Origin of the sequence: Pseudomonas anuradhapurensis (genome assembly GCF_014269225.2) — a bacterium.
GTDB classification, from domain to species: Bacteria; Pseudomonadota; Gammaproteobacteria; order Pseudomonadales; family Pseudomonadaceae; genus Aquipseudomonas; species Aquipseudomonas anuradhapurensis.
On record NZ_CP077097.1, the window covers coordinates 3,850,282 to 3,863,065 of the forward strand.

Below are 12,784 nucleotides of genomic sequence, written 5' to 3' on the forward strand. Positions count from 1 at the left end.
TTGTGAATCTTATTTGTGCCCTTCCTGCAATCCGGCCGGTTGTGCATACACTGTTCGGGTACCCGTGCGCATAAGGACCCGCCATGCCTCACGACGCCTTCTGGCTGCCTGCCAGCGAGCATTGCAGCCTGTACGTACACCAATGGCTGCCGGCCACGCCGGTCAAGGCCGTGGTGCTGCTGGCCCACGGCATGGCCGAGCATGCCGGGCGCTACCAGCCGCTGGGCGAGGCCCTCAGCGCGGCGGGCTTTGCCCTGATCGCCGCCGACCAGCGCGGCCACGGGCGCACCGCCGAACTGGGCAGCCTCGGCCTGTTCGCCCGCCATCATGGCTGGGATGCCGTGGTCAATGATCTCGGGCTGCTGGCCCAGCACATCGGCCAGCAGTACCCATGCACGCCTTTATTCCTGTTCGGCCACAGCATGGGCAGCTACATCGCCCAGGCCTACCTGCTGCACCACAGCGGCAGCCTGCATGGGGCGATCCTCAGTGGCTCCAACTACCAGCCGGCGATGCTCTACCGCGTGGCTCGGCTGATTGCCCGGCTGGAAGCCTGGCGCCAGGGGCCGTTGGGCAAGAGCGCGCTGCTTGAATGGTTGTCGTTCGGCTCGTTCAACAAGGCCTTCAAGCCCAACCGCACGGCATTCGACTGGCTCAGCCGCGACCCGGCGCAGGTCGACCTGTACCTCAACGACCCGTTATGCGGCTTTCGCTGCAGCAACCAGTTGTGGCTCGACCTGCTGCAAGGCTTGGCGCAGATCAGCCAGCCGGGTAACCTCGCGCAGATCGATCCAAACCTGCCGCTGCTGGTGATCGGTGGTGAATGTGATCCGGTCAGTGCCGGCAAGCGTCTCACCCACCTGGCCGACGCCTTGCGCGCGACCGGCAATCGACATGTACAGCTGCGCGTCTACCCCGAGGCGCGGCATGAAGTGCTCAACGAACTCAATCGAGACGAGGTCACCGGCGATATTCTCGCCTGGCTCGAACAGGCGCTGGCCCTTGGCCGGCCTGCCCGCAGCGAATGATAGGCGCCCTCGCCCGCCCCTTAAGGAAGCCCCGATGACCCAGGTCAGCAACACGCCCTACGAAGCCCTCGAAGTCGGTCAGAAGGCCGAATACCAGAAGTCCGTTGAAGAACGTGATATCCAGCTGTTCGCCGCGATGTCCGGCGACCACAACCCGGTGCACCTGGATCCCGAGTTCGCCGCCAAGAGCATGTTCCGCGAGCGCATTGCCCATGGCATGTTCAGCGGCGCGCTGATCAGCGCTGCAGTGGCCTGCACCCTGCCCGGCCCGGGCACCATCTACCTCGGCCAGCAAATGAGCTTCCAGAAGCCGGTGAAGATTGGCGACACCCTGACCGTGCGCCTGGAAATCCTCGAGAAGCTGCCCAAGTTCAAGGTGCGCATCGCCACCAATGTGTACAACCAGAACGATGAGCTGGTGGTCGAAGGTGAAGCCGAGATCCTGGCACCGCGCAAGCAGCAGACCGTCGAGCTGGTATCGCCGCCGAACTTCGTGGCTAGCTGAAGTCGGATGTAGCCAGTACGGCCCTGTCGCCGGCCAGCCAGCACCCACAGCACCGCCACAGGCTTGGGCACTGTGGTGATTCTGTTAGAGCTGGCTGGCCGACGACAGGGCCGGTGTAGCAAAATCATTCGATCGCCTGCAGGCGCCGCTCGATATGCCTGCGCTCCGGCTCCTGCCGGGTCAGCGCCAACGCCTGCCGCCAGGCCGCACGCGCTCGCTCCACCTGCCCCAGCTGAAAATGCAGCTCGGCCCGCGCCGCATGCGCCAGGTGGTAATCCTGCAGTTCTCCCCGCGCCAGAATCCGTTCGATTTCCCGCAGGCCAACCGCCGGCCCATCCCGCTTCGCCAGCGCCACCGCGCGGTTCAGCGCCACCACGGCTGACGGCCAGTGCCGCTGCAGGACATCATACAGCCCGACAATCTCGGCCCAGTCGGTGTCCTCGGCCGTGGCCGCTTCGGCATGCACCGCGGCAATCGCCGCCTGCACGGTATAGGCACCGAATGCCCGGCTTTGCAGGGCCTGGCGCACCAGTTGGCAGCCTTCGGCAATGCGCTGCCGGTCCCACAGGCTGCGGTCCTGCTGCTCCAGCACCACCAGGTTGCCTTGGCCATCGGTACGCGCGCGCTGGCGGGACGCCTGTAGCAGCATCAAGGCCAACAGGCCGACCGCCTCCGGGTCAGGCAGCAACTGCACCAGCAGCCGCGCCAGGCGAATGGCCTCGTCACTCAGCGCCTGCTGCAACAGCGCTTCGCCCGACGACGCCGAATAGCCTTCGTTGAACACCAGGTAGATCACCCGTAGCACGCTTTCCAGGCGCTCAGGCAACTCGCTCAGCTCCGGTACCTGGTAGGGGATGCCGGCATCGCGGATCTTGGCCTTGGCACGCACGATGCGCTGGGCGATGGTGGCCGGGCTTTGCAGGAAGGCACGGGCGATCTGTTCGGTGGTCAGGTCACAGACTTCGCGCAGGGTCAGCGGTACCTGGGCATCGGCAGACAACGCCGGGTGGCAACAGGTAAAGATCAGCCGCAGGCGGTCGTCCGCCAGCAGTTCTTCTTCGCTGGGGTCCTGCGCCTGGCCGTCGAGGAGCATGCTCAGGTCTGCCTGGGAGCGGTCGAAACGGGCCCGCCGGCGCAGCGCATCGATGGCCTTGAAGCGCCCGGTGGAGACCAGCCACGCCCGTGGGTTGACGGGTATGCCGTCGCGCTGCCAGCGCTCCACCGCGATGAAGAAGGCATCGTGCATGGCCTCCTCGGCCAGGTCGAAGTCGCCCAACAGGCGGATCAGCGTCGCCAGGATGCGGCGCGACTCCTGCAAGTAGACCGCCTCGACCTCGGCGCGCACCTGGGCCATGGCCAGCATCAGTCAGGCATCCGCTGGGTCACCACCTCCACCAGCCGCTCCAGGCTTTCTCCCCACCCCTGGTGGAAGCCCATCTCCTCATGGGCACGGCAGTCGGTGGCGCTCCAGTGCCAGGCACGGGCGGTGTAGCGGGTCTTGCCCTGTTCCTCGTCGAAACTGATCACGGCGGTCATGAAGGCCTTGTCCGAAGGCACCCAGCCCGGGCCGAAGGCATCGGTGAATACCAACCGGCGCGGCGCGGCAATTTCCAGGAACACGCCCTGGTTCGGGTACTCGCTGCCGTCCGGTGCCCGCATCAGGGTGCGGAACAGGCCCCCGGGCCACAACTGCATCTCGCACTCCGGGGTCGTCATGCCGTGCGGGCCCCACCACTGCATCAACCACTCAGGTTCGGTCCAGGCGCGGAACACCTTGGCCGGTGGCGCGTCGATCAGGCGGCTGATGGACAATTCGTGTTGCGCTTGCGCAGGCAGTGCAAGGGTCATGCTCAGGCTCTCCGTCGCTGTCAGGGTTGCAGTTCACGCACTGGCCGCACCTCGACACTGCCAACCCGCGCAGCGGGGATGCCCTTGGCGATGTTCAGCGCCTCGTTCAGGTCGCGGGCTTCCACCAGGTAGAAGCCGGCCAGTTGCTCCTTGGTCTCGGCGAACGGGCCATCGGTCAGGCTCATCTGGCCGTTGCGCATGCGTACCGTGGTGGCGGTCTGCACCGACTTCAGCGCTTCGGCCGCCAGCATTCGCCCGGTGCCCTGGATGGATTCGGCGTACGCCATGCATTCGGCGTCTTCCGGGCTGTCGGGCAGGCTGTGCAGCAGCCCCTCGTCACAATAGACCAGGCACAGGTATTTCATGGTCGCCTCCAGGCATTGGCAACGTATGTTTGGCGATAACCGCTCAGGGTTTGAGATCGAACAGCGCTTTCTGGGTCTGCATGTCGAATGGCGCCGACCAGTGTTCATGGATGACCTGCCACTGGCCGCCCTGACGACGATAGCCTACGGTGGCACGCATGAAGCCGCACTGGCTTTCGTTGTCGGCCGGGCCACAGCGGTTCAGCCAATGGGCCAGGGCCAGGTCGCCAGCGGCATGCACGGTGAGTTCGGCGAGTTCGAAGACCATCGGGCCGGTACACAGGCCCATGCACATTTCCCAGTGCGCCTGGTAATTGGCCTTGCCTTTGAATTGCAGGGCCTGGATGGCATCGAAGGCGACGATGTCGTCGGCATAAGGGGCGATGATGTTGGCGATGTCGCGGTCGCGCACGGCCTGCATCCAGCGCGCGATCAGTTGGCGGATCTCGGTTTCGGCTGTAGTGCTCATCGGGGGTTGCTCCGACAGGTCATGGGTGGTGGCAACGCCGGCAGCGTGCCTTCACCTATGGTCGAACCGAGGGCGGGGGAATCGACAAGGCCTGGAAATATTTCTGCCAGCGAAGCCGGCAACGGGCCGACCTGCTCAAACGAATTCCCGATACCCCGACACGATCACATACACCGCGAAATAACAGAAGATCGCCGCCGACAGCAGATATGACCAGGTCAGCAGCCGGTCACCCAGCAAGCGCCCGCCATGGCTGGCAATGCCACACAGGCCAACGCACCAAACCAGCCCGGCCGCGAAGAAGCCACCGAGGAACAACCCGGCCTCCACCAGGCTGCCGCCGCCGGAACGGGAAATCAGCACGCCACCCACCGCGGCAAACCACAAGATGGCGCTGGGCGACGACATGGCCAGAAAGATACCGCGCAGGAATTCGCGCCACCCCGACTCCACCACCACCTCGCCCCGCGCCTCCATGTGCCCGCCGCGCCACGCGGCCAGGAGCATTTTCAGCGCGAACCACACCAGCAACACCGAGCCACCCAACCACAGCGCCCAGCGCACGCTTTCGAACTGCAGCAGCACGGTCATTCCGGCCAATGCGGCAATGGCATACAGCAGGTCGCCGACGCAGGTACCGAGGCCCAGCCAGAAGCCCTGGAGGAAACCACGCTGCATGGCCAAGGTAATCATGGCGATATTGGCAATGCCGATATCCAGGCACAGGGAAAGACTGAGGAGAAAACCATTGGAGAAAGGCATGCAAGGCTCGGCTGCGGCTCAAGAAAGCGGCCTAGAGCGTGCCATGAGTGCGCAGCGGATGGGAAGCGCGCAGGTTCAGGCCATAGCGGCTTGCTCGAAAACCTCGTCCGCCCACTGGTTCAAGCTTTTGCCGGCAGCACGTGCAGCGATACTCGCCGCAGCATGCACTTCGGGGCGGATGCGCAGCATGATTTTGCCAGAGGCAGGTTTTTCTGGCGTTATGCCCTGCTCTGCACAATCAGCCAGGTAATCCTCCAACGCATCGCGGAAAGCCTCATGCAGCTCCGGCACCGACCTCGCGTGAAAACTGATGATGTCACGCATACCAAGCACTCGGCCGACGAAGATATCGTCACGCTCGTCATACTCGATACGGGCAGCGTAGCCTTTATAGCGCATGCAACTCATATCCTGACTCCTGCCCGCAAGAGAAATTCGCGAGCCTCTTCAATTTGATACCGCTTGGCTTCTTTACCAGGATGAGGCCGGTGGCATCGCCAGCATTGGCCACCCAGCACAAGCTTGACCCTGGATCCTTGCCGCTCCAATACCTGGCCACCCAAGTGGAGCGTCAATGCCTCGATTTCGGGAAAAGCCAACGACACCGTAGTCGGCGTGCGGAAAATTGCATCGAGGATCTTGCGGTATCGAGTGTTCATCGAAAAATGCTATCAAAATAAGATAGCACTTTTTCCTCGATATTCATTCAGGATTTTTCTATCGCTCGAAGAGCATGCGCGGCTGGCCCCGGGGCAGATCGCCGCAGGGGCCACCCATCAGGCAACGACCTGATCAACCCTGCTGGCAACCCTCACCCATGGCACGGTACTGGATGGTATGCACCTGCCCCTGGTGATCCTCGTAGGTCATGGTCGCCGGGACCACTTCGCACACGTTGGGGATGGTCGAAAGGTTGATCACCCGCTTGATATCCAGGTTCATGGAGTAGTCGTATTGCTGGGTCAGGGGTTCGCTGTTGACGGGTTTGGCCTCATCGGCAAGGGCGAACGAGGACATACCGACCAATGCAAGAATCAGTAGTGGTTTCATGTGAGTCTGCCTTTCACGCGTTCAAGCTGATCGATTGACTTCTATTGCCGTGACGGCGCGGAGAAGTTGCCATCTACGCTGAAGATGGCACGAAGTACCGATCCCGCTTCGTACTGCCAGGGGGGATGAGTGAAAGTCTACTCCCGACCCTGAATAGTTGAACCCCACGGTCGGATATTCAGCCTTGCAGTATTTGCAACAATCTGCGACAACGTGGCCGCAAATAGTCAGGCCAGAGCGTTTGGTCACTTTTCAGGGCGGGCCCCACCATTTCTCTCAATCTGCAGTGTTCGCCACTGTCGGCCAGCGAACGCCGGCTACTGGACCATTTTTACCGCCAGCATGGCACGCGCATGCGTGCTGCGGGCGACGGGCAACTATGGGTGGCCAGGGCGCCTGGGATCATCGCCGGGTTGAGCCTGAGCCCGGTAGACAACGGCTTCTGGCTGACCGGACTGTTCGTCGCCCCGCAGCACCGCGGCCAGGGGGTAGCCGGGCGTTTGATCGAGGCGGCGCTGGCGCAGGCAGGCGGCCCGACCTGGCTGTTCTGCCATACGGACCTTGCAGCCTTCTATCAGCGCCTGGGCTTCGCCACTGCCGGGCACTTGCCGCAAGCCCTGGCTGGCCGCCTGCAGCGCTACCAGCGCAGCAAACGCCTGGTGGCCCTGCAGCGGGGTCAGTCGTCGCTGGGGTCAAGCCCGGGAAACAGCACCTCGGTGTAGCCGAACCGGGAGAAGTCCTGGATGCGTGACGGGTACAGGCGGCCGATCAGGTGGTCGCATTCGTGCTGCACCACCCGGGCTTGGAAGCCTTCGGCAAAGCGCTCGATCGGCTTGCCCTGGGGGTCGAGGCCGGTATAGCAGATATGCTTGAATCGCGGCACCACGCCGCGCAGGCCAGGTACCGACAGGCAGCCTTCCCAACCATCCTCCAGTTCGCTGGAGGTTGGCGTGATCACCGGGTTGAGCAGGATGGTCTGCGGCACCGGCTCGGCATCCGGGTAACGCTCGCTGCGCTCGAAGCCAAAGATCACCAGCTGCAGGTCGATGCCCACCTGCGGCGCCGCCAGGCCGACACCGCCGACGTGATGCATGGTTTCGAACATGTCGTCGATCAGTTGCTGCAACTCGGCGCTGCCGAACATGTGCTGGGGTACGGGCGGCGCGATGCGCAGCAGGCGTTCGTCACCCATCTTGAGAATGTCGCGGATCATCGGGAGTTCGGCTCGGTAGGTTGGTGCTCGCTGGGTACCGGGTGTTCATGGCCCAGCACGGTAATGGTGGCGTGGGGGGTGTGCTCGGCAGCTTCCTTCTCGCCCGGGTTCTTGCCCTCGCTGGACATGTGCTCGATCACGGCGTTCATTTCCGCGCCCAGCAGCAACACCGCAGCGGAAATATAGAAGTACAGCAACAGCACGATGATTGCACCAATACTGCCGTACATGGCGTTGTAGTCGGCAAAGGTCTTCACGTAGTAGGCAAAGCCCAGCGACGCCACGATCCACACCACCACCGCCAGCACCGAGCCCGGGGTGATGAAGCGAAACTCCTGTTTCACATCCGGCATCACGTAGTAGATCACCGCCACTGCAACCATCAGCAGAATCACGATCACCGGCCAGCGCAGCACGGTCCACAAGGTGACGATGAACTCCTGCATGCCAACCTGCGCCGCGATCCATTCCATTACCTGCGGGCCCAGCACCATCAGCGCCGCCGCCACCAGCAGCATGCCGGCCAAGCCTACCGTGTAGATGATCGACAGCGGCATGCGCTTCCAGGCCGGGCGCCCCTCGGGCACGTCGTAGGCGGCGTTCATCGCGCTCATCATCAGGCGCACACCGGCCGAGGCGGTCCACAGGGCAATCACGATACCTACCGACAGCAGCCCGCCCTTGGACTGTTGCAACTGGTCGATCACCGGGTTCACCTGCTCCAGCGCCTGGGGCGGCAGCACCAGTTCCGACTGCAGGCGCAACCAGGAGAAGAAGTCCGGCAGGTGCAGGAAGCCGATCAGCGCTATCAAGAACAGCAGAAAAGGAAACAGCGAGAACAGCGCCTGATACGCCAATGCCGAGGCGTAGGTGGACATCTCGTCGTCAAGGAATTCCTTGACCGTACGTACCAGCACGCGGTGCAAGGGCAGGCCGCGCAGGTCGGGGAAAATCATAGCGTCTCCTTTCGCCGCTTGATCGGTTCAACGGACAAGTCTAATAGACCCTGTCGGCGCTGTGCTGCTCCCGGCAAAACTGCAAGAATTTTCTTACAGCAGTATCAGCCTCTTCGCGGGCCAGCGCGAAGAGGCTGCTTGGCGAATCACATCAAGGCTTTTTCACTGCATCCTTCACATTGCCCTTGATCTGTTGCCCTTCACCTTTCAACTCCTGCGCCTCGCCCTCGGCGCGCAGCCTGTCATTGTCGGTGGCTTTGCCAACCCCCTGCTTGACGTTACCGATCGCTTCGTTGGCCAACCCTTTCGCTTTGTCTTTGGTACCGCTCATGGCAAAACTCCTGTAACTGGAGACACGTGGACCGTGTCGACAGTCGGTGGACCCGGGCCCTTCGCCAGGAGTTTCAATGAATCACGCGCGCATGAGCCAAGCGGCAACCTTGCAGGCATGGCAGACGGCAAGCCTTGCCGCGCCCGGTGCCACCCCTCACAATGCAGGCCTTCGTAGCGTCAACCCGCAGGAACCTGCATGAAACTCGACAAACCCGCCGCCATCGCCCGGCGTAACCAAGCATTGGCCCGGCCGGTGCTGACCAGCGCCAATACCCTGTTCGCCATTCTCGACCGCAAACGCAACCTGTGGTGGTTCGAGGTGCCGGTGGCGCTGCTGCGCAAGGGCCAGCCCGACTGGGTCAACCTGCTGCTGCACACCCCGGAAAGCGATGAGCTGCAGCACCTGAAGGTGCCGACCAACTTCCTGCGCGCCCACCAGGAGCAGATGGAGGTGCGCAACCCCGGCAAGCGCCGCTCGACCATCAGCCTGGCGCTCAGTGCCGACCGCGACTCGCTGCTGCGCGACACCCGCCCGGGTGGCGAGCAGCTGGACTTCCGTACCTTCGTGCAGGCCTGATCAGGCCTTCTCGATCCGATCGTCATGGATGACGATGCGGCCCTGCTTGAACAGGCCGCCAATGGCCTTCTTGAAGTTGCCCTTGCTGACGTTGAACAGCTTGCTGATCAGCGCCGGGTCGCTCTTGTCGCACACCCCCAGCACCCCGCCTTCGGCCTCCAGGCGGGCCATGATCTGCTCCTGCAGGCTGTCGGCCAGGGCCGCGCCCACCGGTTGCAGGCTGAGGGCGATCTTGCCGTCGTGGCGTACTTCCTTGATGAAGCCCTTTTCGTGCATGCCGGAACGCAGGAACTTGAACACCTCGTTCTTGTGGATCAGGCCCCAGTGGCGGTTGTTGATGATGGCCTTGAAGCCCATCGGCGTTTCGCCGGCCACCAGCAGCTCGACCGGCTGACCAGCCTGGTAGTCCGCCGGGGTGCGGTCCAGGTAGCGGTCCAGGCGCGAAGTGGCGGTGATGCGGCGGGTGCGCTTGTCGAGGTACACGTGCACCACGCAGTAGTCGCCGATCTTCAACGGCCGCGCCTCTTCCGAGTACGGCATCAGCAGGTCCTTGGACAGGCCCCAGTCGAGGAAGATGCCGGCGCCGTTGATGTCCTTGACCTTGAGGCTGGCGAATTCGCCGACCTGCACCTTGGGCTTTTCGGTGGTGGCGATCAGCTGGTCTTCGCTGTCCAGGTAGATGAACACGTTCAGCCAGTCATCGACTTCGGTTTCGGCGTTTTTCGGGATGTAGCGCGCGGGCAGCAGGATCTCGCCGTCGGCACCGCCATCCAGGTACAGGCCGAAGTCCACGTGTTTCACGATTTGCAAACTGTTGTAACGCCCAAGCAGAGCCATTTCCGATGATCCTCAAGACAAGGCGGCTATTCTACACCTGAAGCCAGCGCGCCGCCCGACCGCTGATGCAGTGGAACCGCCAGCCGCGCCCTTGCGTCTACCGTCTGGCAAGCCTCAGCAAGGAACAGCCCATGCCGCTACGCCTGTCCAAAGCCCTGCTCATCGCCATCGGCTTCGCCCTGGCCATGGCCGCCTGCAGCCGCATCGACCTGGCCTACCGCAACCTCGACCGCCTGGTGCCATGGTCGCTGGGCGACTACCTGGACATGAACCGCGAGCAGAAGGCCATGCTCGACGACCGCCTGCGCGAGCACCTGGCCTGGCATTGCCAGACCCAGTTGCCTGGCTACCTCGACTGGCTGGACCGGGTACGTGACATGGTGGCCGACGACCAGGTAACCGACCAGGCCCTGCAGCAACGCACCCGCGAAGCGCGCGAGGCGATTGGCCGGGTGGCGGAGGAGATCACCCCGTCGGCCATTGAACTGCTGCGCGGCATGAGCGACGCCCAGGTGGCGGAGATGCGCGAGGCGTTCCGCGACGACATCGCCGAACGGCAGAAACAGTATGTCGATACGCCGCTGTCGAAACAGATTGCCCGCCGCGCCGAACGCATGGAAAAACGCCTCACGCCCTGGTTTGGCGAGCTGACCCCGGTGCAGCAGCAACGGGTACGGGCCTGGTCCGAGGCGCTGGGCGACCAGAACCGCGCATGGATCGCCAACCGCGCCCACTGGCAGCAACAACTGCTGCTGGCAATGAACCAGCGTAACGACGCCAGCTTCGAGCCGCGCCTGGCGACCCTGCTGCAGCGCAAGGAGAGCTTGTGGACGCCGGAATATCGCGCGGCATTCCAGAATACCGAGCGGCAGGCGCGTAGCCTGCTGGTCGACCTGGTGCAGCAGAGCACCCCGCAGCAGCGGCGGTTCCTGCAGGAGCGGCTGGGCCAGGTGCGCACGAATTTCAGTGACTTGAAGTGTTTGAGGGGTGACGGTGAAAAGCAGGCCCGGCCTCTTCGCGGGTAAACCCGCTCCCACAGGCACCCCACTGGTTTCGCGTACTGTGCCGTATCTGTGGGAGCGAGTTTACCCGCGAAGAGGCCGGGCCTGCCAAAGCACAGTCACCGCCCCTTGCGTCGATACGGAAACACATCAATCACTTTCCCGTCGCGTATCGCCGCCTGCAGCCGCTTCCAGTAATCCGCGTCGTACAGCTCACCATGCAAGCGGCTGAACAACCGGCGCTGGCCGATATCGGCGAACAAAAACGGCGGAAATTCTTCGGGAAACACATCATGCGGCCCGATCGAGTACCATGGCTCGCCCGACATCTCGTCTTCGGGATAGCGCGGCGGTGGAATGTGGCGGAAGTTTACCTCGGTCAGAAAGCTGATTTCGTCATAGTCGTAGAACACCACCCGGCCATGCCGGGTAACGCCAAAATTCTTCAGCAGCATGTCGCCAGGGAAGATATTCGCCGCCGCCAGCTGCTTGATGGCCAGGCCGTAATCCTCCAGCGCCTCCAGCACCTGGGCCTCGCTGGCATGCTCCAGGTACAGGTTCAGGGGCGTCATGCGCCGCTCGGTCCAGCAGTGGCGAATCAGCACCGTGTCGCCCTCCAGCGCCACGGTCGAGGGTGCCACCTCCAGCAGTTCGGCCAGGCACTCCGGCTCGAACTTGCTGCGCGGAAAGCGAAAATCGGCAAACTCCTGGGTATCGGCCATACGCCCCACCCGATCGACACTCTTCACCAGCCGGTACTTGTCGATCACCGTGGCACGGTCGACCGTCTTCGATGGCGAAAAACGGTCCTTGATGATCTTGAACACGGTATTGAAGCCTGGCAGGGTGAACACACTCATGACCATGCCACGGACCCCGGGCGCCATGACGAAGCGGTCGTCGCTGCTGGCCAGGTGGTTGATCAGCGCCCGGTAGAACTCCGACTTGCCGTGCTTGTAGAACCCGATCGAGGTGTACAGCTCGGCAATGTGCTTGCCCGGCAGAATGCGCTTGAGGAAGTTGACGAATTCCGCAGGCACCGGCACGTCGACCATGAAGTACGAGCGGGTGAAGGAAAAGATGATCGATACCTCGGCCTCGTCGGTGATCAGCGCATCGGCCTCGATGCCGTGCCCTTCGCGGTGCAACAGCGGGATCACCAGCGGCCACTGCTCGTCGCTGTTGTATAGCCGGCCGACCAGGTAGGCCCCCTTGTTGCGGTACAGCACCGGCACGAACAGCTCCAGGGCCAGGGCCGGGTCCTTGCAGACCCAGTCCGGCAGGCAGTCGCGCAACTGCTCCTCCAGGCGCGCCAGGTCGCCTTCCAGGTCGCCATACGGCACATCGAACGGGTAATCGGCAAATACCGCCCGCAGCAAGCCCTTCAGGCCACCGTCAGGTCGATAGGTGCGGGTTTGCGCGGCCCGTTCGCGGCCGCGCATCGAGGGCCGGGTGGTGTGGATGAACATGCAGCCGTCGCTGATCAGGTCGTGGCTGAACAGGCTGCAGAACAGCGAGTTGTACCAGGTCTCGGCCAGCTCGTCGTCCAGACGCGGGTCGATCAGGTGGATGTAGGCGTCCTTCACCAGCGGCCATTGCGCCACGTCCAGCAACACATCCTCGGCAAACCCTTGGCGCAGCCAGCCGTTGACCTCGGCGACCTTTTCTTCATAGAGGTTGATGCGGGCGGCAGCGGCACGCTGGATATCCTGCCAGCGCGCTTGTTCGAAGCGCTCGCGGGCGCCGAGGGTGATGCGCTGGAAATGGTCGCGGTAATCGTCGAAGCCGGCGAGGATCATCCGGGCGATTTCGACGGCGGGCCAGGGCTGGGGCATGCGAA

17 protein-coding genes are annotated in these 12,784 nt (G+C 63.3%); 5 read left to right on the plus strand and 12 right to left on the minus strand.

The annotated features are described in order from the left end of the window. Positions 1–83 precede the first annotated feature (83 nt). Together HU763_RS17705 and HU763_RS17710 are read left to right on the plus strand one after the other, a co-directional pair. On the plus strand, positions 84–1,028 hold the full coding sequence (locus tag HU763_RS17705; protein WP_186690567.1) for an alpha/beta hydrolase: 945 nt from the start codon (positions 84–86) through the stop codon (positions 1,026–1,028). A gap of 34 nt (positions 1,029–1,062) precedes the next feature. Continuing rightward, positions 1,063–1,533: a MaoC family dehydratase gene (locus HU763_RS17710; RefSeq protein WP_170031341.1), complete on the plus strand. Its 471-nt coding sequence runs from the start codon at positions 1,063–1,065 to the stop codon at positions 1,531–1,533. Positions 1,534–1,657: 124 nt separating this feature from the next. Here the strand turns inward: HU763_RS17710 and HU763_RS17715 are convergent, their stop codons facing one another. The 7 genes from HU763_RS17715 to HU763_RS17745 all read right to left on the minus strand — a co-directional run bounded on the left by HU763_RS17715 (position 1,658) and on the right by HU763_RS17745 (position 6,027). Continuing rightward, positions 1,658–2,896 (minus strand): RNA polymerase sigma factor, encoded by a 1,239-nt coding sequence (locus HU763_RS17715; protein WP_186690565.1) that lies wholly within the window; start codon positions 2,894–2,896, stop codon positions 1,658–1,660. Further along, a complete protein-coding gene (locus tag HU763_RS17720; protein ID WP_170031345.1) occupies positions 2,896–3,381 on the minus strand; it encodes an SRPBCC family protein in 486 nt (161 codons plus the stop codon). Before HU763_RS17720 ends, HU763_RS17715 begins: the two co-directional genes overlap by 1 nt. Positions 3,382–3,401: 20 nt before the next feature. Beyond that, on the minus strand, positions 3,402–3,746 hold the full coding sequence (locus HU763_RS17725; protein ID WP_186690563.1) for a YciI family protein: 345 nt from the start codon (positions 3,744–3,746) through the stop codon (positions 3,402–3,404). Positions 3,747–3,789: 43 nt separating this feature from the next. After that, positions 3,790–4,215: a YybH family protein gene (locus HU763_RS17730; protein ID WP_170031349.1), complete on the minus strand. Its 426-nt coding sequence runs from the start codon at positions 4,213–4,215 to the stop codon at positions 3,790–3,792. Positions 4,216–4,350: 135 nt separating this feature from the next. Further along, a complete protein-coding gene (locus HU763_RS17735; protein WP_170031351.1) occupies positions 4,351–4,977 on the minus strand; it encodes a LysE family translocator in 627 nt (208 codons plus the stop codon). A 75-nt stretch (positions 4,978–5,052) separates the two neighbouring features. Continuing rightward, a complete protein-coding gene (locus HU763_RS17740; protein ID WP_170031353.1) occupies positions 5,053–5,385 on the minus strand; it encodes a type II toxin-antitoxin system HicB family antitoxin in 333 nt (110 codons plus the stop codon). A gap of 384 nt (positions 5,386–5,769) precedes the next feature. Next, positions 5,770–6,027, minus strand: a complete 258-nt coding sequence (locus HU763_RS17745) for a DUF2790 domain-containing protein (RefSeq protein ID WP_186690561.1) — start codon at positions 6,025–6,027, stop codon at positions 5,770–5,772. Between the two features lie 353 nt (positions 6,028–6,380). Here HU763_RS17745 and HU763_RS17750 point away from each other — a divergent pair, with 353 nt between their 5' ends. Next, entirely contained in the window at positions 6,381–6,749 is a 369-nt protein-coding gene (locus HU763_RS17750; protein WP_186690559.1) for a GNAT family N-acetyltransferase, read from the plus strand. Here HU763_RS17750 and def read toward each other — a convergent pair. From def to HU763_RS17765, 3 genes are all read right to left on the minus strand, one after another. Then, positions 6,704–7,240: a peptide deformylase gene (gene def / locus HU763_RS17755; RefSeq protein ID WP_186690558.1), complete on the minus strand. Its 537-nt coding sequence runs from the start codon at positions 7,238–7,240 to the stop codon at positions 6,704–6,706. The genes HU763_RS17750 and def overlap by 46 nt on opposite strands. After that, the gene (locus HU763_RS17760; protein ID WP_186690557.1) at positions 7,237–8,196 is read right to left on the minus strand and encodes a YihY/virulence factor BrkB family protein; all 960 of its coding nucleotides are present in this window, start codon (positions 8,194–8,196) and stop codon (positions 7,237–7,239) included. The genes def and HU763_RS17760 overlap by 4 nt, the downstream gene beginning before the upstream one ends. A 151-nt stretch (positions 8,197–8,347) precedes the next feature. Continuing rightward, positions 8,348–8,527, minus strand: a complete 180-nt coding sequence (locus HU763_RS17765) for a CsbD family protein (RefSeq protein ID WP_114168292.1) — start codon at positions 8,525–8,527, stop codon at positions 8,348–8,350. A 198-nt stretch (positions 8,528–8,725) separates the two neighbouring features. Here HU763_RS17765 and HU763_RS17770 point away from each other — a divergent pair, with 198 nt between their 5' ends. Next, positions 8,726–9,106: a hypothetical protein gene (locus HU763_RS17770; protein WP_186676182.1), complete on the plus strand. Its 381-nt coding sequence runs from the start codon at positions 8,726–8,728 to the stop codon at positions 9,104–9,106. Here the strand turns inward: HU763_RS17770 and HU763_RS17775 are convergent, their stop codons facing one another. Then, positions 9,107–9,943 (minus strand): CvfB family protein, encoded by an 837-nt coding sequence (locus HU763_RS17775; protein ID WP_186690556.1) that lies wholly within the window; start codon positions 9,941–9,943, stop codon positions 9,107–9,109. A gap of 131 nt (positions 9,944–10,074) precedes the next feature. On the opposite strand from HU763_RS17775, the gene HU763_RS17780 reads away from it, so the two are divergent. Further along, positions 10,075–10,968, plus strand: a complete 894-nt coding sequence (locus tag HU763_RS17780; RefSeq protein WP_189665928.1) for a DUF6279 family lipoprotein — start codon at positions 10,075–10,077, stop codon at positions 10,966–10,968. Between the two features lie 95 nt (positions 10,969–11,063). On the opposite strand, the gene aceK is transcribed toward HU763_RS17780, so the two are convergent. Beyond that, positions 11,064–12,779: a bifunctional isocitrate dehydrogenase kinase/phosphatase gene (gene aceK, locus HU763_RS17785; protein ID WP_186690555.1), complete on the minus strand. Its 1,716-nt coding sequence runs from the start codon at positions 12,777–12,779 to the stop codon at positions 11,064–11,066. Between the last annotated feature and the right edge of the window lie 5 nt (positions 12,780–12,784).